The following is a 24,678-nucleotide window of genomic DNA, read 5'->3' as shown; positions in this document are numbered from 1 at the left end:
AGAAGTTATTTCGAGAGGGGCTATTATATTATGGTAAATAAAATTGTAATTGTCGGTGGTGTTGGCGGAGGAGCTACGGTTGCTGCACAAATACGGAGAACTGATCCTGATTCAGAAATTCATATTCTTGACCGTTGTGGGTACATTTCCTTTGCTAATTGTGGCATGCCCTATTATTTAGGCAGAGATATTACCGATAGAGACCGCATTATTTATTCCGAGAATGATTTTGCAGAGAAATATAATATTTCTATTGAAACCCATGCTGAGGTTACACATATTGAAAGGGAGAAGAAAACAATTTTTTTTAAAAAAAATAATAAACCCTATGAGATGGATTATGATATATTAATTCTTTCTCCAGGAGCCCGGGCCGTTATGCCAGATTTACAAGGTATTCAGTCCAATACTTTTACATTGCGCACTATTGAAGACATGGATCAGATAGAAGCGTTTATCTCAGAGAAAAAACCAAAAACAGCTGCGATTATCGGCGGGGGCTTTGTAGGCCTGGAGATGGTGGAGAACCTGCATAAGCGGGGGCTGCAGTGCTCCCTTATTGACCATTCAGAGCATGTAATGAAACGCTTAGATCCTGATATGGCCAGTCATGTAGATGAACATTTAATAGAAAATGGCGTTGAGCTTTATCTAAACGATAAATTAAAAAGCTATTCCAATCATGGCACGACCCTGCATCTTCAAAGCGGAAAAACGATTCAGGCAGATATTACACTTATGGCTGTCGGTATCACGCCAAACGTGGAGCTTGCAAAGGATGCAGGACTGGAATTAGGAGAAACCGGCGCCATCAAAGTAAATAAAGTCATGCAGACGAATGATCCTTCTATTTATGCATTGGGCGATGCCGTGGAAGAGGTTGATTTCATAACCAAAAAACCGGCACATGTTGCTTTAGCCTGGCCTGCACACCGGCAGGCATTTGTCATTGCATCACATTTAAATGGAGAAACTATTCAGCGTGATGGTATTTTAGGTTCCTCTCTTTTCCGGGTCTTTGATTTAACAGTGGCTATTACAGGCCAAAACAGCCAGGCATTAAAAGAATTAAATATTCCTTTTAAATCTGTTACTTCAAAAGGCTTTTCCCATGCAGGGTATTATCCCGGCTCAGAAAAGCTTTGGATGAAAATTGTATATGACCCGAAATCAGGGCGATTATTAGGAGGCAGTGTTATTGGAGAAAAAGGGGCTGATAAACGAATGGCTGTGTTAGCTACAGCCATTAAAGGCAAACTTACTGTCGACGATTTAACAGACCTGGAGTTAGGATACAATCCTATTTACTCGAGTTCCAAGGATGCAATCAATATTTTAGGTTACAAAGCACGGGAGCAATGGAAAAAATCAAACAGCTAAACCGATAAAATCATATAAAAATCCGGCTGGGTAAAATTCAGCCGGATTTTTATACGAAATAATCTTTTTAAAAGATAGCACCGTTCAGCTTAGAGCTAAATGGCTTAATGATCTTCAAATTGATAAACAAGCTCATACCTTGTTTCATCTAACAGTTCAGCAACATGTACACGAACACCATGTCCAAATACAATCTCATCACTGGACATCGCTACAATCATAGCGCGGGTATTGTTATGAACATCTAAATAAATGTCACCAACAGCCGGCTTCAACGTATCATCATTTTCTGCTAAGTAAGAAATAGACTCGTCCTGAAGCTGTTTTTCTTCTGGAACAAGGGTCTTATCGAAATAAGCAATTTCCTGGCTTGCTTCCGATTTTCCTGGAACCATCACAACATATTCACTATGCTTTACACCATTATCACGGGTCGTAATTACATTTCCATCTTCTACCCGTTCTACTTTCTCAATCTCATTCAATGAATAATGATCCAGGAAGTCGGGAGTAGGCTTCACAATTAAAATATAATCACCGGCTTTTGGTTTTGCATATTGATCAATCGTATATCGCTTCCCATAAAAAATAAACGTATCATTATGCTTAGGGCGATAAAAATTAATTTCTCTTGCTGTTGTTAATACCTGTTTCATATCTTTCAGCCGATACATGTGAACAGATTTTTTGAACATTGGTTTTACAGAATAAACCTTATGCAATTCATTTTCATAAAATACAAATTGCCCTTTTCTTACTTGAAAAAGCTTCATTAAATAACCTCCTTGATTAATCAATTCCAAAATAAGGTACACTCTTCTTCTCTGTATTCCCTTATACTCGTAAAAATGAAACATATTAAAAGCTTTCTTTTCCATTTGGAGAAGCTGTAGACTGTTTAAATTGAGGAGCAGGGATTGGCATTGTTTATTTTTCACGAAGAAAGAAGTCTTTTCTCCAGCATATGAAGCGATATGCCTCTTTACACTAGGCTTCCTTTACTTATCTGGTGATTTCAAACGTAAGTATAACATGGCAAACATGCGAATGCTACCCGGATTTTATATCTGACACTGCAAATTTGTTATACTGCATTGTTCTCGACTGCACCTATTTATTGTAAGATAATACAAGTCCATTATATTACACTGCAATTTTTATTCAGTACCTGATTCAAAACTCTCTTTTAACAGTGATAGTTCTTCCCAGCGTTCCATTTTTTCTTCTAATTTCTGTTCAACTTCCTGCTGTTCTGTAAATAAAGGCTGCACCTTTTCTATATCACTTCCCGCTTCAGCAATTTCCTGTTCAATTTCACTGAGACGTGTTTCCATCTGTGTAATTTCATCCTCTATTGTTTCCCATTCGCGCTGTTCCATGTAAGATAGTTTCTTTTTTGTTTTAACTGCAGCTTCAGTTTTTGTTTCTTTCAAAGCAGAAGTTTTCATTTGTTTTGGGATGGAGTTGGTTTCCAGAAATTCGCTGTAATTACCATAGTAAACCGAAACCTCTCCTGCACCTCTAAACACAAATAACTTTTCAACAATTCGATCTAAGAAATAACGATCATGGGATACAGTTACAACGACACCCGGAAATGTTTCTAAATATTCTTCTAAGACAGCCAGTGTTTGTGTGTCTAAATCATTTGTCGGTTCATCTAAGAACAAGACATTCGGTTCATGCATCAATACTTTGAGTAAATAAAGTCTTCGTTTTTCCCCGCCTGATAATGTACGGATATAGGACCATTGCTGTGCTCTCGGGAATAAAAATTGCTCCAGGAGCTGTTCAGCTGTAATAACCTGTCCATCTGCAGTGTGCATTACCTCTGCTACTTCTTTAATATACTCAATAATACGTAAATTCCCGTCCAAGTCCTCATCATCCTGTGTATAATAGCCGATTTGAACAGTCTCACCAAGCTTTACATTTCCCTCATCTGGTAAGATTCGTTCTGCCATTATATTGAGTAAAGTCGTTTTCCCGGTGCCATTAGGACCGATAATCCCAATTCTATCACCAGGGATAATTTGATATGAAAAATGGTTGATAAGCGTCTCTTGATCATAGGTTTTTGAGATATCTTCCAGCTCGATAACATCGTTCCCCAGTCTTTTCGATCCAGCCTGGATAGCAAGATTCTCTTTTTTTGTATCAAATTTCTTTTCTTTCATCTCTTCTGCCCGCTCTACACGCGCACGCTGCTTCGTTGATCTTGCCTTTGCTCCCCTTCTCAGCCAGGCGAGCTCACGCTTTAATGTATTACGATGCTTTTGTTCATCACTTATTTCCTGTGCTTCTCTTTCTGCTTTCTTTTCTAAAAACAACTCATAATTTCCTTCATAGACATACAGATTTCCTTTATCCAGTTCAAAAATACGGTTCGTTACACGATTCAGGAAATAGCGATCATGCGTTACTAATAAAATAGAACCGCGATAGCTCTGTAAATATCTCTCCAGCCACTCTACCGTTTCGTGATCCAAATGGTTTGTCGGCTCATCTAATATAAGCAGATCAGCAGGCTGAATCAGTGCTTTGGCGATGGCAACTCTTTTTCGCTGACCGCCGGAAAGCTCATGAACCTTTTTATCAAATGCAGTAATCCCAAGCTTTGTTAAAATAGTTTTCGCATTCGCATTAGCTTCCCATGCTTCTTCCTGATCCATCTTTTGCTGCAGCTGTAATAACTGCTGTTGAAATGCTTCTTTTTCAGGGGCCTTTTCCAGTTTTAACATAGCCTGCTCATAAGCACGCATCAGCTTCATCTGTTCCGATTCTCCATAGTAAATTTGTTCAATAACCGTCAAATCTTCGTAAAGCACTGTTTCCTGTGCAATATATTCAATCTGATAATCCTTCGCGTGTTTAATTTCTCCCTGGTCCGGTTCATCTATTCCCGCAATTACTTTTAAAAAGCTCGACTTCCCAGTTCCATTGACACCGATTAAGCCGATTCGTTCAAATTCACCGATAGTTGTATTTATATTTGTGAAAAGACTTTTATCTCCGTAGGACTTGCTGATATTTTCAATACGTAGCATAACGCATCACTTCCTTATAAAAGATGGATTATTGTTGATTCGACTTTTTCTTCTCTCGAATCCATGTTTTTATTATTAAAACGATTAGTAATAGAAGCCATGAAGTAACTAAGTAGAAGATAAGCTGACTTGCATTGCTCATATCCTGAAAAAAAGTAAGCAAACCAATCCATACAATGAAAATAATAACAAATTGTCCTAATAATAATTTCATTTTAACACCCTCCCCCAATTTAAAATATTTTATGTAAAGAAATTATTTATATAAATTGAATAAAAGCTCTATCAGGGCTAATATCTAAATATAGATTATCTTTTCGAACAAAATTAAAAACGCCTAACGTATAGTTTATCGCATACGCAGGCATTTTTCTATTTTTATTCATTATTCTTATTTGAAAAGTACTTCATTTAACGACGTGTATGATTAATAAGAACCTCTTATCTTCACTTACTAAAATTCATAAAAAGTCTTCTCAGCTTTTTGAGATGTTTTCTTTGAAAGAAGCCCGTAAATCAAGAGCAAAAGCCAGTAAGCTACTACATAATATATCCATGTTAAAACAAGCGAGTTTTGTTGCTTTACTGCAATCCAAAAGAAAAGTATTGAAATAGGAAAAGGTACAGACAATATGATCTTTGGAAAAATTCTCAATAAGTCTATTTCTATTATCCTCCATTTATTCTTTAAGAACATGGAGATAATTCCGCATGTAATTAAAATTAATCCAAATGATATAAAAGCTAGATCTAATTCCCTTCTTAAAATAGGTATGGCCAATTGTGAAAATCCCGCTAAGCAAAATACAGAAAAGAAATAGAAAAATGTAGGTTTCTTTTTTATTTCTTTATCATCATATTCTTCCATCATTTCCATAGACAATGATTTGGGAGTTTTAAATTCAGTTAGCACTTTATTTACTGCCTGCTGATCATTGTAACCTTCCTCTTTTAATTCGTTGACTTTCTCATTTAAATGTAATTCAATCTCTATCACAATGTTTTCCCGTTCTCTTTTTGGTAAGACACTCAAATATTTCGATAATTCACCTAAATACTTATTGATTAATGCATCCAAATTAATCACCGCCTTTTATAGATTGAATCATATCCGCTGAATACATAAATACCTCTAAACGTTTTTCCAAAGCAGTTGCACCTTTTTCCGTTAACTGATAATACTTCCTTCGCGGACCATCTTCCGGCGTATCCCAATAAGAATAGGTCCATCCGTTTTTTTCAAGTCTTTTTAAAATAGGATAGATAGCTCCATCAGACAGCCCCAAATAGGTTGTATCTTTTAAAGCTGCTGTCAGTTCATAACCATAGTAAGCCTTCTCTTTAATAAGCAGCATAATCATTAACTCAATGACGCCTTTTTTAAACTGCAGCTGCCATTTATCTGTTTCCATCCTTTCACCTCTTCGATTCTACTATATCGCAAAAAATACTATATGGCAATGACATATAGATATTAATACAACTTAGATTTGAATTCTACACATAGGAAAACAAGCATGTAATAACTTTGTTGTTTTGCTACATGCTTGTTCTTATACTTTTCAAAGGCTAATCTGTTTTATTCATCTGCTCAAACTGCTTCACCATCTGCTTATAGCTTAACGCCCCAAAAGATTTAAATTGAATGATACCTTCCGCATCAATCATATACGTCATCGGAATTGCCTGAATGCGATACAAATTACTGACTTCGCCTTCTTTATCTAATAAAACGGGGAATGTCAGTTTTAATTCCTGCATAAAATCTTTCACCAATTGCGTGTTTAACTCTTCATCAGTTACATTCACAGAAAAAATAACCGGATTATGCTCCTGGTAAAACCGCTCCATATCCGGCATTTCCTGACGGCAGGGAGGACACCAGGTTGCCCAAAAATTAATCATTACCCGCTCGCCACGGAAGTCAGACAGCTGCAATGTTTCTCCTTCCAGTGTATTCAATTTAAAATCCGGAGCCCTATCGCCGATTTCTAAACCTTCCTTAACATCATCATTGGCACTTACAGAATTTATTGTTAAAACAAAGCAAAGTACGCTAAAAAACAAAATTCTTATTATTCTTCCCCTCATATCATCACCCCATTGTTAATTTTTCCAAGATGTCTTATTCCATACAAGTGAACAATGATTTGTTATAATTTAATCAAAAATGAAGGGTTTTGAAGCGTATGACTTTACCAAAAGGAGAAAAGAACTGTATTACAGATGTTAGTGGTGTGCAGGTCGGTCATATTACACTGTATGAGCATTTAAACGATAAAGAAACCATTTGTACAGGGGTCACAGCTATTTTGCCCCATACAGAAAATTTATTTCGAAAAAAGGTAATTGCTGCAAACAGTGTTATTAATGGGTTTGGTAAAACAGCAGGTTTAGTACAGATTGATGAGCTCGGTGTTCTTGAATCACCGATTATGCTGACAAATACATTAAGTGTGGGAGCTGTCATGCAGGGTACATTAACTTATATGCTGAATGAAACGGAGGAAATCGGCGATACTACAGGAACGATTAATGTAGTAGTTGGAGAATGTAATGATGGTTATTTAAACAGCATCCGGCTTCAGGCGATAAAACCAGAGCATGCTATCGCCGCCATTGAAGACGCAACAAATGAAAGAGTTGCTGAAGGTGCTGTCGGCGCAGGAACTGGTATGCAATGTCTGGGGTATAAAGGTGGTATTGGTACTTCCTCGAGAATAATTGCTGCTGAAGAAGAAAATTTTACACTGGGCGCACTCGTTGTCAGTAACTTCGGCAGACGTGAACAAGCTTTGTTTGCCAGTGATTCTAAAGAAAACCCGGATACGCCAGATGGCTCAATTATGATGATCCTTGCAACAGATGCTCCTTTTTCTGATCGTCAGTTAAAGCGGCTGGCAAAGCGTTGCTCCATTGGTCTTGGAAGAACGGGAAGCACGATAGATAATGGCAGCGGTGATATTGCCATAGCCTTCTCAACAGCTGCTAAAATCGATCATCATTCTAACGAGATAACAAGCTCTATCACCACGATTCGAGATGATCATCCAATCATGAATCAATTTTTCCGGGCTGCGGCAGAAGTAATTGAAGAAGCCATTTACAACTCTTTACAGCAGGCAGAAACAACAATTGGACGCGGAGGAAGAAAATTAGAAAAAGCACCAATTTAATAACAGATTTTCTTGTTTTATCCTCTCCAGGCACGTAAAAAGCCATCATCCTGATATTTCAAAAGGATAATGGCTTTATTTATTATTTAGATTTATGGTAAAAAGATGTTGGAACATCGGAACGGAAAAACATCAATTTATCTGTTCTTGGATGGTAAAGCGCTAATGCTTTTGCATGCAGCCCTAACCGGCCAAGTATACGACGATGTCCGCCCCCATATTGCTTATCACCAACAACCGGATGGCCAAGCTCCTGCATATGAACACGGATTTGATTCTTTCTTCCCGTTTCCAGTTCTACCTCCAGTAAAGAAAATTGCTGGTTCGATTGAATGACCCGATAACGTGTCGCTGCACGCAGACCGTCATTTTTTACTCGGCTGGAGTACATCTTATGTGTCGAGCTTTCTTTTAACCAGGAAACAATATAACCCTTTTCCTTTGAAACCTTTCCTTCAACTAAAACGACATATGTTCTTTCTTTAACAATATCTTTCCAATTATCTTGAAGTTTACGCTTTACCTTCTCACTTTTTGCAAAAACCATGACTCCAGAAGTTTCCTTATCCAAACGATGGACAACAAAGATGCGATTCATCGGATTTTCCTGCTTCACGTAATCCATTAACTGATGAAAGGCAGTTTGGCGTCTTTCTTCCTTTGTTGCAATTGAGAGAAGTCCAGCTTCCTTATCAATGACAATAATATCTTCATCCTCATAAATAATGGACATTCCAATAAAGACTTCTTGTTTTACAGCTTCTTTATTCTTTAATATTTTAACAACCTGTCCCTTTTCCAGCATGTAGTTATGCTGAGTTTGTATACGATCATTCACAGAAACCTGCCCTCTGGTTAAAATAGACTTTACTGAATTACGGCTGCGATTTTCTAAAACCTCTCTTAAAAAAGGAAATAATTCCTTCGATTCCGTAACCTCATAAGTCAAATACGGGGCGGGCTTTTTCGATCGGGGACGTTTTTTGTTTTTCATTTAAAAACTCCTTTAATGTTTTGCTGTATCGATTTTCTTATTATTTCAGAGAATCATCTGTATATTCAGCCTTGTGGATCAAAATTAATCTTCATCCTTCACATCAATATCTTCTGGAATTGGTTCGTCTAAGTACGCTTGTACTAATTTTCTGTATTTCTCAACCTGCTCGAAGTATGTTGTAAATTGGTTTCTGTTGATTAAATAGTTCTCCCCATCATAAATTGTACGGATTTTCCCCTGTAACACATACGTCCGTACAATAGATTCATCTATAGATAAATATGCCGCTGTCTCTTTAATTGTCAGATACATTTAAATAAATTGTTTTTGAAGGACGTCATGATACGCTTCATTTTTCTGCATTTGATTTTTTGCAAACGGGCATAAAGGGATAATATATTTATCATTTTCTCTTGCATATTGAACAACATGCTTCAGTAACTGTTGAGCAATTCCTTGGCTTCGGAGTTCCTTTGCCACATACGTATGATCAATAACTAGACGATTCGACCCTGATTGAACAAAAGTGATTTCTGCTTCTGGATCCCGGATGTCCTCCCCAACATAAAATTTAGTTTCTCCTTTATGAATTGTAGCCATTTTAGCCCTCCTAAATCACAACATTATCTTTCATTATACTCTTTCAGGTTTCTTGTCTCAAGATATTATTTTTGTAAGCGTTTTAAATATTAAGAAATTAAACTCTTTTTCTCAGATTGAATTGCTGGACGAAACTATAAACCTCTTCCTATAATAAACTTTGAGGTGATTTGATGAATGCTGTAATCCGACAATTATTACCATCAGACAAAAATTTTATGGAGAGCATGCATACAGGCATAGCTGATGATTATATTATACGTATTTTCGATAGATTATGTACTGGAAACCATGTACTTTTTGGATATTTTATTAATAATCAGTTAGTAAGTACTGCCGGCTACACTATATTTGGGCCTGGACTTGCCATGCTTGGAAGATTAAGAAGTGATATCCGCTACCGGGGGCATGGCTATTCAAAGCAGTTAACAAAATATGTACTTGACCAGGCATTTCAAACAAAGGAGCTGAAATGGCTAGGTGCAAATACACAAGCCGATAATATTCCCGCACAAAAGGTGCTGAACCATATTCATTTGGAAAAGCAGACAGCATTTTATGGATGCACAGCAAAGAGACTTGATGTATTGATGGATAAAGAACCCGGCTGGCAAGAAGTAACGCAGAAAGAATTGAAAAATAAATTACTCAATACATATCACATTGCAAAGAAAACGTTCTTTCCGCTTGAATGCTACTACCCTTTTCCAAGCTTACCGGAGCTTTTTCAAAATGATCAAATTAAAAGCTGGCGTTTTTTTCAAGAGGAAGGACTTCCCCCTTTAATTACAAAAAAGGATATTAAAAAAGAGATTTATCTTCACGCAGTATATCCATATAAGGATTTATTTGATCGACGAGGCCTATGGGAAACTATTGCTGCGGCACAAAAAGATTTACAAAACCAATGCCCTGATGAAGAAGTCCATATATGGATTGATATTCCGGCTTCCATTATAAACCACCTGCCTGAAAACCACCCATTTGAATTGGGTTCTCCATGGCTGTTATACGGGACGGACCGGGATACATGGTTAAATAACTAAGTCTGCATACACTGAAATAAAAAAAGATTTTCGTAACCATAATATGGCTGCAAAAATCTTTTTTATTTGTATTCTTATTCATTTCACGAAAAATTTAACCGAACTTCTTTATTACTCAACTTTCGCACCTGAGAATAAACATCTATACCTTATTATACCAGGATTAGGCATGTTCCTCATTATCCTGCTTGCATTTTGTCACCTTTTTATTGAAATGCAGATTGTGTATAGCGCCGCTCCGACCAACCACTATGCTTTCCATGGGGATGGCTTCAGCTAACTTGAAAAGAAAACCACTTTTGCCAAGTGCTCTTCTTGGCAAAAGTTAGCTGAAGAGCACGCCCCTAGGAAAGCAAAACGGCCCGCCGCAGTAGTAGCCTCACACATTACTTTTTTTCTAGCTAGAGTTTATGCTTTGTCAAGAGATAGGTGGAAGGAACGGTCAACACATGTCTCAATGATAAGCAAGTTATTTTTTAATGCGCAAAAGTTGAGTTTATTATTTTGGAGGTTCAGATTCGACAACATCACCGTTACTATAAACATGATAATACCCTACTGTTCCGGTTCCACCGTTATCTATTAATGATTGGCTGGAAGCTTTCAACGAGTAGAATGTTTTCCCGTCTTCTTCATATAATACACCGTCACTGCTAAATATAAGATCTTCGTTCTCCATCTTATTTTCAGCAAGGCTGATAGCATCATCTACTGTGAACTGGCCTTTACGTTCTTCAAACAATAACTCTGTCCAGGTTTTTTCTCCTACAATTCCATCAGCTATTAAATCATGATCTGTTTGAAATTGTCTCACCTGTTTTTCCGTCTCGGGACCAAATATACCATCGGCTTCAACCTTCAAACCGAAATGATTTAGTTTTTCCTGTACTAATTGAACTTCTAATCCAGAATCAGCGTTTTCCAGGGTAGGTTGATGCTCTGGAGCAATATCTAATAAAGGCTTTAATTCTTCTGAAACTTCAGGGTGCTCCTCCGCCTGAACTACCTCTCCGCTTGAGGCTTCTACTGATTGAAATTGGAGCGGTGCTACACTCAAGGCTATTAACGGCACAACAGCAAACCATTTCTTCTTCATAGATAGAGTCCTCCTCTAAAATTTGTTACATTATACCAATACCACCCAATTTATAAATGAAACCTTATATATTGTTACTTAACTTAATTGTAACCAACATGCAATAATTAGATAAATCCTGCCTCGTTTCAACTACAAGTATCTGCTCGTGTCCAGACTAAAAAAGGAAAGTCTAAACCATCATTCAACGTCTCTTTACAAGAAGTCAAATATGTTCAGATTTTCCATTGTAATAAATTATTTGATTTTCAGTTAAGTCCCTCTGTTATTTACAAAAACTTTTACTTTTTCTGTTCCCGCTTAATATTCATGAAATCTGCTTTCCGCATAGCCGGGGATTGACCAGATATTTTCTTCGTTTTCCTTTGCTTTTTCCTGTGCTTCCTCTAGTTCTTCCAAGTACTTCGTATTCGGCTCATAAACAAAAGCCACCCTTGCATAGCCTTCTTTAACTAATATCTGATTAACATTTTCATCATCCACCCAGATATAGGCAAGCATCCGGTCATAATCATCCCGGTCCGGATTCCCTCTCTCCATTTCGACAGTTTCGCCTTCAGGCATCAGCTCTTTCGCAAAATCACTTGCTTCTTCACCAAATGGCTGCACTTCTGTATCAGGCTTCACACTTTCTGGCGTATCAATTAAGAGCAGACGAACCCTTTCTCTTGTTCCATCTTCCAAATGCACAATCACCGTATCGCCATCAACAACACGCTCAATGGTTACAAATTCTCTCCCTTCTGCCGGCTCACTGTCTTCTAAAAAATCAAGCAGCTCACACCCTGTTAACATAAACAGCAATGCGAGCAAAATCAGTATCTTTTTCATTTCCTGCATCCTTACTTTCATCTAAATTCTATTTTTAAGCTAACAATTAATATCCACGTTCATGCTGGTATAGATTAATCGCTGGTGCTTCCCCATTTAAGTAGCTTTTTAAATTTGGAATAAATATATCTTCAATGACACGCTGATTATAAAATTCCGTTGCTCCTGCTGTATGTGGAGTCAATATAACATTCTCCATATCCCAGAGCGGACTGGTATGATCTAATGGTTCATTTTCAAATACGTCCATTCCTGCACCGGCAATTTCGTTATTCTGCAGTGCTGCAATCAATGCCTTTTCGTCAACAATCGGACCGCGTCCTATATTGACAAAGAAAACATTTTTTTTCATCTGTTTAAATTGTTCCTCACCGATCAGATGATGTGTATCCTCTGTCAATGGTAAAGTAACAACAACATAATCACTTTGTGGAAGCACACTGTCTAATTGATGGGGCTGATACATTTCATCAACGTATTCCGCTGCTTTTCCTGAATGACGAACGCCAAGCACCTTCATTCCAAAAGCTTTTGCTATTTTAGCTGTTTCTTGCCCTATTTTTCCGACACCAAGCACTGCAATCGTCTTATTATGTATTTCACCGCGAAGCTTTGCATGATGCCAAACCTTCTCCTGCTGCTGTCTGACATAGGTATGAATCAGTCTTGTAAATCCAAGGATATAAGCAAAAATTGTTTCAGATATTGGATAGCTGTGAACCCCGTTTGCACTTGTCAGCTTTATCCCTTTCCCTTCAATTTTATTCAGATTTAAGGAATCTACACCTGCACTCCAGGACTGTACCCATTTCAGCTGATTATTTTTCAGATACGTGCTCTCTTTGTCCTTTTGCCAGTTAACAAGAACTTCTGCTTTTTTGAGGATATCATCTGAAAGCTCTTTTCCAGTATGAATATCCCAATCTGGAGCAACCTTCTGAATTTCTTTTACATACTTATCCTCCAGGTTTAAGTGAATCGCAATTGTCCGTTTAGCCATATATCCTCCTATCCGGCACCATTCTCATAACAAGTGATGATGCCTGTCTCTATATTATTATTCAACTTTCGCACCTAAGAATAAACATCTATACCTTGCTGTTCCAGGATGTACATGGTCTCTATTATCATGTTTGCTTTTAATTAACTCATCTTTTTATTTTTTGAACAGGTTATTGTGTATAGCTTCCGCTCCGGCCAACCACTCCGCTTTCCATGGGGACGGCTTCAGCTAACTTGAAAAGAAACCCGCTTTTCAAGTTAGCTGAAGAGCGTGCCCCTAGGAAAGCAAAACGGTCCGCCGCAGCGGGGCCTTACACGTTACCTTCTTTCTAGCTAGAGTTTATGCTTTAACAAGAGATAGATGGAAGAAACAATCAACACCTGTCTCTATGATAAGCAAGTTATTTTTTTAGATACGAAAGTTGAGTTATTATATTTATCTTAGCAATTGCTTCCCCATATCGCAACGACTGCGCATTCTTTGTATTTTTGTACAAGTAGTAATACAATGTGAACGGAGCTTTTTTAATCTATAGCGGATATTCAAAACTCCAATAAAAACGGAATCACTGCAAATGATTTCAAAAGGAGAACCAACCATGAATACAAATCAATTACCAAAAGCAGTTCAAGAGCTGCTTGAAAATAATAAAAAACAAGCAACAGACCATCAGGAGCTGATCCGTTCCGGCGGATACCTTCCTCCGAGTGAGGAATTATTAGTTGATGCGATTGTTGCATTGAGCATGGGTAAAAACATTTTATTAAAAGGACCAACCGGAGCTGGAAAAACAAAGTTTGCGGAAACACTTTCCTCTCTTTTTGAGCGTCCAATGTACAGCGTAAACTGTTCTGTTGACTTGGATGCAGAAAGCTTGATGGGTTTCAAAACGCTTGCCTATGAAGAAGAGAAGCAAACAATCCAATTTGTACCCGGGCCTGTTACAAATGCAATGAAGCAAGGCAGTTTTCTGTATATTGATGAGATTAATATGGCCAAACCAGAAACGTTACCTCTGATTAACGGAGTTTTAGACTATCGCCGAACGATTACCAACCCTTTTACCAATGAAATTGTCACTGCTGCAGAGGGATTTGGTGTGATTGCAGCCATTAACGAGGGTTATATTGGAACAGTTCCATTAAACGAAGCTTTAAAAAACCGTTTTATCGTTATTGATGTACCATATATTCAAGGGGAGCAGCTGGAACAGTTAATAAACGATTCAACAAATCTGACAGACAAGCAGCTGATCAGTCATTTTGTCACATTATCTAATGATTTAATCACAGCAGTAAGTCAGGGGAAACTATCGGAGGATGCTGCTTCAATCCGCGCTCTGTTGGATGCCTGTGATCTTTCGATTTATCTTCCGCCTAAGCGTGCTATTTTACGCAGTATCGTTGATAAGCTGGAAGAAGACCGCGAAAAATCGTTCGTTGAAAATCTGGCAGATACACTATTTTAATTAAAGGAGCTATATTCATATGTATCGATTTCATCAAACAAAAGTCGACACCCATTTATTTATGCAATTGCAGGATTTGACCACTGTTTTGGCAAAGAATGGACAGCTGCAATTTGAATCCAGCTTTGGCTCCTTTATTGATTTAGTAGAAAACAAAGTAACAGCCAGCCGTTTCTGGGACCGGCTCCCATCAGAAATGAAGGAAGCAGGCGCTAAATCAGATGTCATTCTGCGGACATTAGGGACACTGCATCAAACAGATGTGAAAAGCCTGCAGCAATTTAAAGAAGGTTTGCAGGATTCCTTTCTTCCTAAATTCGCAATACAGTTAATGACTTTATTAGAAGATATTCGTTTAGAAGACGATATTCGCAAAAAACGCCCTGGCACAAAACGGAACTTCACTTATCGGCAACAATATTTTCATCATTATTTCACGACACAGCTGCAGTCTAATGTGACACGCAGTTACGCAACAGATGAAATTTTTTGTATGATTTATTTATTACTGTTTGCCAATCAGCCAGATCCGGATTTTCCTCGCGTAGAAGAGGAGCAGCTGGATATGCTCGATAGTTTAAAACCTCAGCTATATAGCGTTTTTGAAACTAGAAATACGCGGGATAATGTTGCTTTAACAGAAAAAATTGTTCAGAGAATGCAACAGGCAGGCTATACAGATTCCATTCATGAATATTTTATCTTGCCAATCGGGCATGTGGAAACTTATGAGAAAAATACACTTTTTGATGAATTGACACGGACAGATCCACTTGTGAATGAAGATCAGCAGGAAGAAACAAACGAAGAAAATGAATACTTTGATGAGACCTTCTCTACATGGCATCGTGAAAATAAAAATGATGACCGCAAACAGAATTTCCTGCAATTTGAATTAGAACAGGGAACAAAAACCTCTATACTGGGTGGCGGTGCCCGTGAAACAGAGGATGGTGATCAGGCGATGGCTGCGATTCAAGGTGCATCCGGCCAGAGCACACAAAATGATTATTCTGATAAAGAATCTCTAAATAAGGAAGAGAATACTTCGGAAAACAGCAGTGAATCGAGCTTTGGCAAAGAGAATGAGCATGCTCGGATGTTTACAGAATATGCAGAGGCTCCTACAGAGGATGAAGAGCTGCAATATCGGCAATTTATAGAGGAAATTGACCCCTTTAAAAGAAAGCTTGCCAAAACCATTCAATTAACTCTGGAGCATAAGCAGAATACACCGAGAACAAACCTTTTATTTGGCAGACTTTCTAAAAAGCTGCTTCCTGTCTTCCTGGAGGATTCTCCACGAGTTTTTTATAAAAAAGAACAAGAATCAAAGGAATTTGATGCGGTTTTCACTTTATTAATCGATTGCTCTGCTTCTATGGAAAACAAAATGGAGGAAACAAAACGGGGTGTTACCCTGTTTCATGAAGTACTAAAAGAATTACGCATCCCCCATGAAATTATCGGCTTTTGGGAGGATGCCAATAAAGTCAGTGAAAATTATCAGCCGAATTATCTCCAATATATCCAGACGTTAGAGGATTCCTTATATAAAGAACAGGGTGCTAAAATTATGCAGCTGGAAGCACAGGAGGATAATCGGGACGGCTTCAGTATTCGTCATGTCACTAAAAAATTAATCAGCCGCAGCGAGAAGAATAAATTTTTACTTGTCTTTTCCGACGGACAGCCGGCAGCTTCCGGTTATGACCAAAATGGCATTGTTGATACGTACCAGGCTGTTGCCCAGGCCCGTAAACATCAAATTGATGTAGTCGGTATGTTTCTTGCAAACGGACAAATTGACGAGAATGATGATAACATGATGCAGAATATTTATGGAAAAGAGCGCATTATGGTTCCGGATGTGAGTGCTCTGCCAGAGCATTTCACACCTTTACTCAAGCGTTTATTGCTCAAGGCCATATAAAAAGTATAACAGGCCCTGAAAATCTTCAATTATATAGGATTTTCAGGGCCTGTTAAGGTATTGCTGTCTTAACGTGGACATTACATTAAAATATTATGTGAGTCTCGTTCTAATATTACAAATTTAATTTAAGAAGCTATCTAGAAATTTACTTGCCTCACTATTAAATTTCCATGTCACACCAAATTTATCAACTAACATGCCAAAGCTTGCTGACCAAGGCGTAGAAGATAAAGGCATAATCACAGTACCGCCTTCCGAAAGCTTTTCAAAAAATTGTTTATTCGTTTCCGGATCAGCATCAATAATGCTGATTAAGACCATACACCCCTTTGTGACTGCGCCTGTCACAGCCTGCATAGAAGGCAGAACATCCGAGATCATTAAAATATTCCCTGAAAACTCCATACGAGATTCCATAATCATATTTTCCTCCTCCTCCGATAACGGATATTCTGAATTTTGACCAAAAGCACCAAATTTCACTTTAACGCTTTTTGCCTGAAAAGCTTTTTCATAAAAAGCTGTTGCTTCCTCTGCTTCCCCATTAAATTGTAAATAAGCTATTGCTTTCATCATTATTCCCCCTTTTCATATTTGAAGTATAATAGAACAAAGACGACAACTGTATGTCGTATATGGGAGGAAAACATGAAAAAAATTGAGCGGCTTATCTCCATCGTTATGATTTTATTACAAAAGAAATCTGTCTCCGCTTCAGAATTCAGCAGGCTTTTTAATGTATCCAAACGGACGATTCAGCGCGATATGGAAACATTAAGTTATGCAAGAATACCTGTTTATGCAACATATGGTGCTGAAGGAGGATACGCCCTTATGGAAGATTATAAATTCGATAAACGTTTATTAAATAACAGTGATATTGAAAATATACTTGTAGCATTAAGCGGTTTTGAACAGTTAATCACGAACCAGGAAATTCAAACGACTATCCAGAAAATTAAAGGAATGACCAGTGCTGACATTTCCCCGAAATATGATTTATCCTTTTATGACTGGACTGGAAGAAGACAAATTAAAGAAGATGTTTCATTTATCAGACAAGCCATTGAAAATAATTGGTTACTAAAGTTTGAATATGTAGACCAAAAAGGAAATATAACATACAGATCTGTAGAACCTTATAAATTACATTTAAGTGAAATGCATTGGTATCTTATCGGGTTTAGCTTAGAACGGGAAGACTATCGGACGTTTAAGTTAACAAGGATAACAAATATCGAAAAAGAAGGTTTTTTCACCCCAAAAACAGATAAGATATTTGAGGAAGAAAAACAATATAATAAACAACAAGATTTGGTTAGTGTGCAAGTATTGATAGATGTCGCTGTAAGAGATCAATTTATCGAGAGATACGGAAAAAACGCTGTAACAGAAGTTACCCCAAGAAACTATCTTGCAACTATTGAACTGCCTGAGAATCCATTTTCCTATCAATTTTTAGCAGGATTCGGCGATAAAATTAAAATTATAAAACCCGAAAGCTTTATTGCTAATTATAAATTTTTTTTGGAGGAGGCATTAAAGCTTTATCAATAAGTTTCTTCGGGCTGGCTTTCTATAAATAATGGGCTCATATAGATATAAGTAAATGGCGTATGAGCTCAAAAAACAGAATCATTACCAAACCAGCAGTCCTCAACATCTTATATAATTTTAATTCCACACTAAGAAACCATCAGCTGTTTCCTATGATACCTCGCATACTCAATCAATTATGCACTATCTGATTGATTCTTTCACTTTCCCGCCTCTTCATTTTATTCCTTTTCTTTTTACAGGAAGGAAATATTATTCAATTTCAAATAGAAAATGTTACGTATATTATACCTATCTTCCATCCACGTTCATTATTATTTATTTCTCAGCTTTATTTTGAATGATTTTGGTTGTTTTTGAATGATTTAGATGATATTATAAAAACAAGAGGTGAGGATATGCTAACAGATGAACGCCATCAGTATATTTTACGTCGTCTAAATGAAAGCGGTGTAATCAAGTCTGTTGATTTAATCGAGAGCCTTGGCTGCTCAGAGTCAACAATTCGCAGAGACCTCGCTCAATTAGAGAGTAAAGGGCTCCTGCTCCGCATTCATGGCGGTGCGAAATTGAACGCAACGTTTGGAGCAGAGCTGACGTATCAGGAAAAAACGATCAAAAACAGTCAACAAAAAATGAATATAGGGAGGTATGCCGTCTCACTTTTAGAAGAGAATGATGTCATTTATTTAGATGCAGGTACGACAACACTTGAAATGATTCCGTTTCTTTCTAATTTGTCTATTACAGTTGTTACAAATGGTATTGCCCATGCTTCTATGCTTGCAGACAGGCAAATTGATGCTTATCTCGTAGGCGGTAAATTAAAGCATTCTACAAAAGCGATGGTAGGCGCACCCAGTCAACGTTCTTTAATGAATTATCAATTTACAAAAGTCTTTCTCGGTGTGGATAGTATTGATATGACATTTGGCTGTACAACACCAGATCCTGAGGAAGCTTCTATGAAACAATTAGCCATTGAAAGAGCTTCAGACATTTATTTTCTTGCAGATGATAGTAAATGGAATAAAGTCAGTTTTGCAAAGATATGTGATGTTTCTGATGTAACATTTATTACAGATAAAATCTCAAATATACATCAGCCTTATTTAAATCAAACAACCATTTTGGAGGTAGATTAGATGATTTATACGATTACTTTAAACCCATCGATCGACTACATTGTTCCTGTCGACAAAATAGAATTGGGCGGGCTGAGTTATATGAAGAACGACTATAAGCTCCCTGGCGGAAAAGGTATTAATGTATCGCGAATTTTAAAGGCACTCTCAACAGAATCTATTGCCCTTGGCTTCGTAGGCGGCTTCACAGGAAAGTTTATTGAAGATGCCTTAGACGAATTAGATGTGCGTACAAACTTTATCAACATCAAAGAAGATACGCGCATTAATATTAAACTTAAATCGGATCAGGAAACAGAAATAAACGGGCGCGGTCCTGCTTTATCAGATGAAGAGGTTGCTGCGTTCCTAAAGCAATTGGAAAAGATTAAAGAGGGAGATACCGTGATTTTATCCGGAAGCAAGCCCCCTTCCCTGCCCGAAGATTTTTACGAGAAATTAATCCAGCAAGTAACGAGTCAAGGCGCTGAATTTGCTATTGATACTACAGGCGCTGCACTTGAAGCATCTTTAAGCTATAAACCATTATTGGTTAAACCAAATATTCATGAGCTGGAAGCATTATTTAATATGAAGCTGGAAACAAATGAAGAAGTTATAGCCTACGGGAAGAAGCTGTTAGAAAAAGGAGCAAAACACGTTATTATCTCTATGGGTGGAGATGGCGCCTTGCTCATATCCGAACGAGGAACGTATAAAGCCGAAGCTCCTAAGGGTAAACTAATTAATTCCGTTGGTGCTGGTGATTCGATGGTTGCTGGATTTATCAGCTCCTACTTAAAATCAAAGGATTCTGTACAATCCTTTAGAACATCTGTCGCTTCCGGCAGTGCAACTGCTTTTTCGGAAGATCTTGCCAGCACCGAAGTGATTAAAGACCTGTTAGCTCATGTACAAGTAGAAAACCTAAAATAGAAAGGATGATAGACATGCAAGTTGCAGATTTATTAAAAAAAGATGTAATGCTTTTAAACCTTAAAGCTACATCCAAAGAAGCTGCCATTGATGAAATGATCGCAAACCTTTATAAGTACAGAATCATTTCTGAACAAGAGTCATTTAAAAAAGCAATTCTGGCCCGCGAGGAACAATCCTCAACCGGGTTAGGTGATGGAATCGCAATGCCCCACGCAAAAATGGCATCTGTGAAAGAACCTACTGTATTATTTGCGAAAAGTAAAGCTGGGATTGATTATGATTCCTTAGATGGACAGCCTGCCCACCTTTTCTTTATGATCGCTGTTCCTGAAGGCGGAAATGATACACACCTGCAAACGATAGCGGCATTGTCCCGTCTTCTGATGGAACCGGACTTTGTAAATAAGTTAAAAGATGCTTCGACTCCTGATGAAGTAGAAGCGCTATTCATTGAATCAACGAAAGAAGAGGAAGCTCAGGAAAAAACAAATGAAGCTGCAAAAAGTACTACAGCAGCAACAGATGAAAAGCCATTTGTAGTTGCAGTAACAGCATGTCCTACTGGAATTGCTCACACCTATATGGCAGAAGATGCTTTGAAGAAAAAAGCTAAAGAAATGAATGTAGACATTAAGGTGGAAACAAACGGCTCAGACGGCACAAAAAACCGTTTAACATCTGAAGAAATCAAACGTGCTTCCGGCGTTATCGTTGCTGCCAGCAAAAAAGTAGAAATGGCGCGATTTGATGGAAAACACGTAGTCGAACGTCCTGTAGTAGATGGTATTAAAAAAGCAGAAGAGCTTATTACCAAAGCATCAAACCAAGATGCACCAATTTATCGTGACTCGGGAGAAAGATCTGAGGACGATGGAGAATATGAAAAGCAATCTACCTGGGGTAAAATTTATAAAGATTTAATGAACGGAATTTCCCATATGCTTCCATTTGTTATCGGGGGCGGAATCTTACTAGCTATCTCCTTTCTGTTTGAAAATGTATTAGGAGATGAATCACAGTTCTTCCTTTTCTTTAATGGCGTCGGTGGTATGGCATTTAACTTCTTAATACCGATTCTTGCTGGCTATATTGCAATGAGTATTGGTGACAGACCAGCATTAATGCCTGGTATGGTAGCCGGTCTAATGGCAGTAGACAGTAACGCAGGTTTTATCGGTGGTCTTGTCGGCGGTTTTGCTGCAGGTTATATCGTAGTATTAATCAAGCATCTACTAAGAAATATGCCACAATCTCTGGCAAGTATTAAACCGATCTTATTGTACCCGGTAATCGGCTTACTCGTAACTGGGGCAGCGATGTATTTTGCAATCGGTCCTGTTTTCTCAACACTAAATAATTATATTTTAGACTTCTTAACAGGTCTTGGTACAGGAAATATTGTTTTACTGGGTATTCTCCTTGGCGGTATGATGGCTATCGATATGGGTGGACCATTTAACAAAGCAGCATATGCATTCTCCATCGGTATTTTCACAGATACTGGAGACGGAGCTTTTATGGCCGCAGTTATGGTCGGTGGTATGGTACCTCCTCTAGCGATTGCTCTGGCAACAACCTTCTTTAAAAATAAATTTACAGAAGATGAGCGTAAATCTGGAACAGCTAACTATATTATGGGATTATCCTTTGTTACAGAAGGAGCCATTCCATTTGCAGCAGCAGATCCATTGCGTGTAATTACCTCATCTGTAATCGGAGCAGCAATTGCTGGTGGACTGACACAATTATTCCATAGCACAATCCCGGCTCCACATGGTGGTATTTTCGTTGTTCCATTAGGTGATGCGCCAATATTCTTCTTGTTATCATTAATTATCGGTGCGGTTATCTCAGGGCTAATACTTGGATTATGGAAAAAGCCTGTTTCACAATAAATAGAAAACAATTCAGATTTCTGAGGAAGTTCAACAGATGTTGGACTTCCTTTTTTTATGTATTAAGAACGGAATTAAAAACTATCGAATATAAAATAAAAATTGTCTTTCGCTACTTTCATCAAGTTAAACAATCCTAATAAATTCAGATTATTTCAATTTATATATTTACTTTCATGAGTAATGTTACTTTATAAAGTAAATATATAAGGAGTGATTTTCTTGAAGACTTATTATTTAATCCCTGACAAAAATTCTTTACACAATCATTTCAGTCAAGATTTAGATCCAATTCTTACTATTCACAGTGGAGATTCTGTTGTGTTTAAAACACTCGACTCCGCTTGGGGTATGGAGAAAAGGAGTGCTCCCGGTGCTCAACGAAAACGTTGGACAGAAATCAACCCGGAGAGGCAAGCTTCCTTCTTCGGTCATTCTCTCATTGGTCCGATTTCTATTCATCATGCAGAAGTCGGAGATACCTTAGAAATTAAAATTAATGAAATTGTTCCAGGTGAATGGGGATGGACTTCCGGGGGAGGATTTCCCAGTGAATGGAACAAAAAAATAGGAATCGCAGAAGAAAAAGAAGCTATGCTTGATTTTTTAGTTGATAACAATCGTAAAGAAGCAGTGAGCCAGTTTGGTAATTTTCCTTATAAAATTAAAATAGCTCCTTTTATGGGGATAATGGGCATGCCTCCTAACACTGAAGGAAAACATAGTACTTTTATTCCGAGACCATCTGGAGGGAATATAGACTGTAAGGAACTCCAGGCTGGAAGTCGTTTGTTTTTGCCGGTTTCTGTTGAGGGCGGGCTTTTTTCAACAGGAGATGGTCATGCTATTCAAGGCGATGGTGAAATTAGCGGTCCCGCTTTAGAATGTCCAATGGAGAAAGTTGATTTAACCTTCATTCTTCATAAGAAACAAAAGCTTTCATTTCCAAAAGCTGAAACACCAGAAGCATGGATTACCATGGCATTCCATGAAGATTTAGACGAAGCTATGTGGTTAGCACTAAATAATATGATAGACTGGATGATAGAAATCTACTCATTTTCAAGAGCTGAAGCAAGTGCATGGGCTTCACTGGCTGTTGATTTACGCATCACCCAAATTGTTAATGGAAACAAAGGAGTTCATGCTTTTTTAGCAAAAGATAAGATTTGTAAATAAGAAAGGAGCATTGCAATGGACCCTCTTACCATAAGATTGAATACAACTTTTTTACGAAGCAGAGTGCCTAACCTGACAGTCGCAGCAAAAAATGCTGGACTGCGGCCTGCAACTGTCTCCAATCTCTGTACAGGTAAGATTCCTTTAGGACGTGCAGAAATTAGAACGATTGTTTTGCTTGCAAAATTAGCAAATTGTAGTGTAGATGATTTAATTATTATAGAAGACTACAGCAAAAAAATAGAGACTGGTATAAAAACAATAGATTTATTCGCTCCACTTGTCTTGAATAGTACAGTAGGGTTAATTGCACGGCCTGATATGGGACAGCTCGCTCTCTTAGCTGAAGTGTTTCACAGATTAAAAAATAACTCCTTTAAGACAATAACTCTCACACCAAAACAGGAAGACCCTGGATTAAAAGATTTACTTCATGAATCGGACTATATTGCCGCGGGGTTTGAGGAAATTGCTGTTCTCTTATCAGATGAATGGAAAAATAAAAATATTTTGCTTGTCGTTGACAGAGCCCATGTTATATCCGGAGAACTGGGAGACTTTAATCAAAATCTTCAATTGAAAGAAGTTCTCAGCTTAACAACTTTTTTAATGGATTTAAGTGGTGAGGCTCCTGATGAGGACCTTCCATTTGGCCCTCTGGATACAATTTGGCAATTTGATGCAGAACTCGTTGCTCAAAAGTACTATCCTGCCATTCACCCTCTCTTTTCAATTTCAGAGAGCTACCCGCTCGATAAAAAACAAAACAGATTGCAGCAGGATGCCAGGAAGACTTTACGGCGCTATAGGGAACTGCGAGCGCTTTATGCTATTAGAGGATATGAAAAAATGAGTAAAAAGGAAAAGAACGACTTTACGCGCGGTCAAAAGCTGGAAGCTTATTTAACACAACCTTTTTTTATCGCAGAGCCGTATACGGGACAAAAAGGCTGCTTTGTAAAAATCGTTGCACTTTTTAATGATATTAATAAAATACTTACTGAAGATTTGGCAGAATTAGAAGCTTCATCATTACTCTACAAAGGAGATTTAGACACCGTAGTATAACGTCTGTATTTTATTCACGAAAAACGAATACTATCCAGATGGAAACCATTTTCTTTCTTCTATATAAAAACAGCTCTAGCACATTATTCACCAGGGCTGTTTTTATACTATCCAAATTATTTTCTTTTATAATTTTTATGATTTACTACTGTTTTAATCGGTTCTCCAGTAGATGGATGATTTCCGATACGGACAATAACAGAATTTTCGCGTACAATAAGCACCTCTGCTTTTTTACCTTTATGCTCTCCGCGTACAATACTGATTGTTTCTCCAACTTCCGCAATATTCTCCGGCTTCACTGCCTGTTGCTCTAAATTTTCCTCTTCCATGTTA

The 24,678-nt window shown here is 37.8% G+C and carries 25 protein-coding genes; 11 read left to right on the top strand and 14 right to left on the bottom strand.

The annotated features are described in order from the left end of the window. The first annotated feature begins 30 nt into the window (after window positions 1-30). The gene (locus MKY30_RS14740) at window positions 31-1,380 is read left to right on the top strand and encodes a CoA-disulfide reductase (RefSeq protein WP_341084473.1); all 1,350 of its coding nucleotides are present in this window, start codon (window positions 31-33) and stop codon (window positions 1,378-1,380) included. 104 nt (window positions 1,381-1,484) lie between these two features. On the opposite strand, the gene MKY30_RS14735 is transcribed toward MKY30_RS14740, so the two are convergent. The 6 genes from MKY30_RS14735 to MKY30_RS14710 all read right to left on the bottom strand — a co-directional run bounded on the left by MKY30_RS14735 (window position 1,485) and on the right by MKY30_RS14710 (window position 6,518). Beyond that, window positions 1,485-2,153: a hypothetical protein gene (locus MKY30_RS14735; RefSeq protein WP_147212353.1), complete on the bottom strand. Its 669-nt coding sequence runs from the start codon at window positions 2,151-2,153 to the stop codon at window positions 1,485-1,487. A 384-nt stretch (window positions 2,154-2,537) separates the two neighbouring features. Beyond that, window positions 2,538-4,427, bottom strand: a complete 1,890-nt coding sequence (locus MKY30_RS14730; protein WP_341084472.1) for an ABC-F family ATP-binding cassette domain-containing protein — start codon at window positions 4,425-4,427, stop codon at window positions 2,538-2,540. A 28-nt stretch (window positions 4,428-4,455) separates the two neighbouring features. Next, on the bottom strand, window positions 4,456-4,641 hold the full coding sequence (locus tag MKY30_RS14725; protein ID WP_147212351.1) for a hypothetical protein: 186 nt from the start codon (window positions 4,639-4,641) through the stop codon (window positions 4,456-4,458). A gap of 240 nt (window positions 4,642-4,881) precedes the next feature. Continuing rightward, on the bottom strand, window positions 4,882-5,505 hold the full coding sequence (locus MKY30_RS14720) for a permease prefix domain 1-containing protein (RefSeq protein ID WP_339285531.1): 624 nt from the start codon (window positions 5,503-5,505) through the stop codon (window positions 4,882-4,884). A gap of 1 nt (window position 5,506) precedes the next feature. Then, window positions 5,507-5,839: a PadR family transcriptional regulator gene (locus tag MKY30_RS14715; RefSeq protein WP_147212349.1), complete on the bottom strand. Its 333-nt coding sequence runs from the start codon at window positions 5,837-5,839 to the stop codon at window positions 5,507-5,509. 157 nt (window positions 5,840-5,996) lie between these two features. After that, the gene (locus MKY30_RS14710) at window positions 5,997-6,518 is read right to left on the bottom strand and encodes a TlpA family protein disulfide reductase (protein WP_147212348.1); all 522 of its coding nucleotides are present in this window, start codon (window positions 6,516-6,518) and stop codon (window positions 5,997-5,999) included. Between the two features lie 98 nt (window positions 6,519-6,616). Here MKY30_RS14710 and MKY30_RS14705 point away from each other — a divergent pair, with 98 nt between their 5' ends. After that, window positions 6,617-7,603 (top strand): P1 family peptidase, encoded by a 987-nt coding sequence (locus MKY30_RS14705; RefSeq protein WP_341084470.1) that lies wholly within the window; start codon window positions 6,617-6,619, stop codon window positions 7,601-7,603. 82 nt (window positions 7,604-7,685) lie between these two features. On the opposite strand, the gene MKY30_RS14700 is transcribed toward MKY30_RS14705, so the two are convergent. The 3 genes from MKY30_RS14700 to MKY30_RS14690 form a co-directional block, all read right to left on the bottom strand. Then, a complete protein-coding gene (locus MKY30_RS14700) occupies window positions 7,686-8,597 on the bottom strand; it encodes an RluA family pseudouridine synthase (RefSeq protein WP_341084469.1) in 912 nt (303 codons plus the stop codon). An 84-nt stretch (window positions 8,598-8,681) separates the two neighbouring features. After that, entirely contained in the window at window positions 8,682-8,912 is a 231-nt protein-coding gene (locus tag MKY30_RS14695) for an excisionase family DNA-binding protein (RefSeq protein WP_147212345.1), read from the bottom strand. Further along, complete coding sequence (locus tag MKY30_RS14690; protein WP_147212344.1) at window positions 8,913-9,200, bottom strand: GNAT family N-acetyltransferase; 288 nt, start codon at window positions 9,198-9,200, stop codon at window positions 8,913-8,915. It abuts the gene before it with no gap. 173 nt (window positions 9,201-9,373) lie between these two features. On the opposite strand from MKY30_RS14690, the gene MKY30_RS14685 reads away from it, so the two are divergent. Next, a complete protein-coding gene (locus tag MKY30_RS14685) occupies window positions 9,374-10,246 on the top strand; it encodes a GNAT family N-acetyltransferase (protein WP_147212343.1) in 873 nt (290 codons plus the stop codon). 499 nt (window positions 10,247-10,745) lie between these two features. On the opposite strand, the gene MKY30_RS14680 is transcribed toward MKY30_RS14685, so the two are convergent. From MKY30_RS14680 to MKY30_RS14670, 3 genes are all read right to left on the bottom strand, one after another. Next, window positions 10,746-11,342 carry a peptidoglycan-binding domain-containing protein gene (locus MKY30_RS14680; RefSeq protein ID WP_147212342.1) on the bottom strand — a complete coding sequence of 199 codons (597 nt, stop codon included), beginning with the start codon at window positions 11,340-11,342 and terminating at the stop codon, window positions 10,746-10,748. A 300-nt stretch (window positions 11,343-11,642) separates the two neighbouring features. Continuing rightward, complete coding sequence (locus tag MKY30_RS14675; protein WP_339285522.1) at window positions 11,643-12,173, bottom strand: thermonuclease family protein; 531 nt, start codon at window positions 12,171-12,173, stop codon at window positions 11,643-11,645. A gap of 46 nt (window positions 12,174-12,219) precedes the next feature. Beyond that, on the bottom strand, window positions 12,220-13,173 hold the full coding sequence (locus MKY30_RS14670) for a D-2-hydroxyacid dehydrogenase (RefSeq protein ID WP_147212341.1): 954 nt from the start codon (window positions 13,171-13,173) through the stop codon (window positions 12,220-12,222). A 601-nt stretch (window positions 13,174-13,774) separates the two neighbouring features. On the opposite strand from MKY30_RS14670, the gene MKY30_RS14665 reads away from it, so the two are divergent. After that, window positions 13,775-14,644, top strand: a complete 870-nt coding sequence (locus MKY30_RS14665; protein ID WP_147209689.1) for an ATP-binding protein — start codon at window positions 13,775-13,777, stop codon at window positions 14,642-14,644. Window positions 14,645-14,663: 19 nt separating this feature from the next. Beyond that, complete coding sequence (locus tag MKY30_RS14660; RefSeq protein ID WP_339285519.1) at window positions 14,664-16,577, top strand: vWA domain-containing protein; 1,914 nt, start codon at window positions 14,664-14,666, stop codon at window positions 16,575-16,577. A 123-nt stretch (window positions 16,578-16,700) separates the two neighbouring features. Here the strand turns inward: MKY30_RS14660 and MKY30_RS14655 are convergent, their stop codons facing one another. Further along, window positions 16,701-17,153, bottom strand: coding sequence for a VOC family protein (locus tag MKY30_RS14655; RefSeq protein WP_147209934.1), 453 nt, complete (start codon window positions 17,151-17,153; stop codon window positions 16,701-16,703). A gap of 75 nt (window positions 17,154-17,228) precedes the next feature. On the opposite strand from MKY30_RS14655, the gene MKY30_RS14650 reads away from it, so the two are divergent. The 6 genes from MKY30_RS14650 to MKY30_RS14625 all read left to right on the top strand — a co-directional run bounded on the left by MKY30_RS14650 (window position 17,229) and on the right by MKY30_RS14625 (window position 24,342). After that, window positions 17,229-18,137, top strand: a complete 909-nt coding sequence (locus MKY30_RS14650) for a helix-turn-helix transcriptional regulator (RefSeq protein ID WP_339285517.1) — start codon at window positions 17,229-17,231, stop codon at window positions 18,135-18,137. 398 nt (window positions 18,138-18,535) lie between these two features. Next, a complete protein-coding gene (locus tag MKY30_RS14645; protein ID WP_339285515.1) occupies window positions 18,536-19,282 on the top strand; it encodes a DeoR/GlpR family DNA-binding transcription regulator in 747 nt (248 codons plus the stop codon). Then, window positions 19,283-20,197 (top strand): 1-phosphofructokinase, encoded by a 915-nt coding sequence (gene pfkB, locus MKY30_RS14640; protein WP_341084465.1) that lies wholly within the window; start codon window positions 19,283-19,285, stop codon window positions 20,195-20,197. It abuts the gene before it with no gap. A gap of 14 nt (window positions 20,198-20,211) precedes the next feature. After that, window positions 20,212-22,095, top strand: coding sequence for a PTS fructose transporter subunit IIABC (locus tag MKY30_RS14635; protein ID WP_341084463.1), 1,884 nt, complete (start codon window positions 20,212-20,214; stop codon window positions 22,093-22,095). A gap of 222 nt (window positions 22,096-22,317) precedes the next feature. Next, window positions 22,318-23,274, top strand: a complete 957-nt coding sequence (locus MKY30_RS14630; protein ID WP_341084461.1) for an acetamidase/formamidase family protein — start codon at window positions 22,318-22,320, stop codon at window positions 23,272-23,274. Window positions 23,275-23,289: 15 nt separating this feature from the next. Further along, entirely contained in the window at window positions 23,290-24,342 is a 1,053-nt protein-coding gene (locus MKY30_RS14625) for a hypothetical protein (protein ID WP_186813575.1), read from the top strand. A 116-nt stretch (window positions 24,343-24,458) separates the two neighbouring features. Here MKY30_RS14625 and MKY30_RS14620 read toward each other — a convergent pair whose 3' ends face one another. Next, complete coding sequence (locus MKY30_RS14620; protein WP_147209696.1) at window positions 24,459-24,674, bottom strand: DUF2187 family protein; 216 nt, start codon at window positions 24,672-24,674, stop codon at window positions 24,459-24,461. Window positions 24,675-24,678 lie beyond the last annotated feature (4 nt).

This window comes from Oceanobacillus sp. FSL W8-0428 (assembly GCF_038004405.1).
In the GTDB taxonomy this organism is placed as follows: domain Bacteria; phylum Bacillota; class Bacilli; order Bacillales; family Amphibacillaceae; genus Oceanobacillus; species Oceanobacillus sojae.
This window is presented reverse-complemented; position numbering and strand designations above follow the sequence as displayed.

Excerpts from the sequence above, each read along its gene's own strand:
- MKY30_RS14645 (WP_339285515.1), top strand. The coding sequence starts at position 18,536 with ATGCTAACAGATGAACGCCATCAGTATATTTTACGTCGTCTAAATGAA.
- MKY30_RS14680 (WP_147212342.1), bottom strand. The coding sequence starts at position 11,342 with ATGAAGAAGAAATGGTTTGCTGTTGTGCCGTTAATAGCCTTGAGTGTA.
- MKY30_RS14690 (WP_147212344.1), bottom strand. The coding sequence starts at position 9,200 with ATGGCTACAATTCATAAAGGAGAAACTAAATTTTATGTTGGGGAGGAC.
- MKY30_RS14635 (WP_341084463.1), top strand. The coding sequence starts at position 20,212 with ATGCAAGTTGCAGATTTATTAAAAAAAGATGTAATGCTTTTAAACCTT.
- MKY30_RS14695 (WP_147212345.1), bottom strand. The coding sequence starts at position 8,912 with ATGTATCTGACAATTAAAGAGACAGCGGCATATTTATCTATAGATGAA.
- MKY30_RS14665 (WP_147209689.1), top strand. The coding sequence starts at position 13,775 with ATGAATACAAATCAATTACCAAAAGCAGTTCAAGAGCTGCTTGAAAAT.
- MKY30_RS14725 (WP_147212351.1), bottom strand. The coding sequence starts at position 4,641 with ATGAAATTATTATTAGGACAATTTGTTATTATTTTCATTGTATGGATT.
- MKY30_RS14710 (WP_147212348.1), bottom strand. The coding sequence starts at position 6,518 with ATGAGGGGAAGAATAATAAGAATTTTGTTTTTTAGCGTACTTTGCTTT.
- MKY30_RS14650 (WP_339285517.1), top strand. The coding sequence starts at position 17,229 with ATGAAAAAAATTGAGCGGCTTATCTCCATCGTTATGATTTTATTACAA.
- MKY30_RS14670 (WP_147212341.1), bottom strand. The coding sequence starts at position 13,173 with ATGGCTAAACGGACAATTGCGATTCACTTAAACCTGGAGGATAAGTAT.
- MKY30_RS14655 (WP_147209934.1), bottom strand. The coding sequence starts at position 17,153 with ATGAAAGCAATAGCTTATTTACAATTTAATGGGGAAGCAGAGGAAGCA.
- MKY30_RS14735 (WP_147212353.1), bottom strand. The coding sequence starts at position 2,153 with ATGAAGCTTTTTCAAGTAAGAAAAGGGCAATTTGTATTTTATGAAAAT.
- MKY30_RS14730 (WP_341084472.1), bottom strand. The coding sequence starts at position 4,427 with ATGCTACGTATTGAAAATATCAGCAAGTCCTACGGAGATAAAAGTCTT.
- MKY30_RS14675 (WP_339285522.1), bottom strand. The coding sequence starts at position 12,173 with ATGAAAAAGATACTGATTTTGCTCGCATTGCTGTTTATGTTAACAGGG.
- MKY30_RS14620 (WP_147209696.1), bottom strand. The coding sequence starts at position 24,674 with ATGGAAGAGGAAAATTTAGAGCAACAGGCAGTGAAGCCGGAGAATATT.
- MKY30_RS14660 (WP_339285519.1), top strand. The coding sequence starts at position 14,664 with ATGTATCGATTTCATCAAACAAAAGTCGACACCCATTTATTTATGCAA.
- MKY30_RS14740 (WP_341084473.1), top strand. The coding sequence starts at position 31 with ATGGTAAATAAAATTGTAATTGTCGGTGGTGTTGGCGGAGGAGCTACG.
- MKY30_RS14705 (WP_341084470.1), top strand. The coding sequence starts at position 6,617 with ATGACTTTACCAAAAGGAGAAAAGAACTGTATTACAGATGTTAGTGGT.
- MKY30_RS14700 (WP_341084469.1), bottom strand. The coding sequence starts at position 8,597 with ATGAAAAACAAAAAACGTCCCCGATCGAAAAAGCCCGCCCCGTATTTG.
- MKY30_RS14715 (WP_147212349.1), bottom strand. The coding sequence starts at position 5,839 with ATGGAAACAGATAAATGGCAGCTGCAGTTTAAAAAAGGCGTCATTGAG.
- pfkB (WP_341084465.1), top strand. The coding sequence starts at position 19,283 with ATGATTTATACGATTACTTTAAACCCATCGATCGACTACATTGTTCCT.
- MKY30_RS14625 (WP_186813575.1), top strand. The coding sequence starts at position 23,290 with ATGGACCCTCTTACCATAAGATTGAATACAACTTTTTTACGAAGCAGA.
- MKY30_RS14685 (WP_147212343.1), top strand. The coding sequence starts at position 9,374 with ATGAATGCTGTAATCCGACAATTATTACCATCAGACAAAAATTTTATG.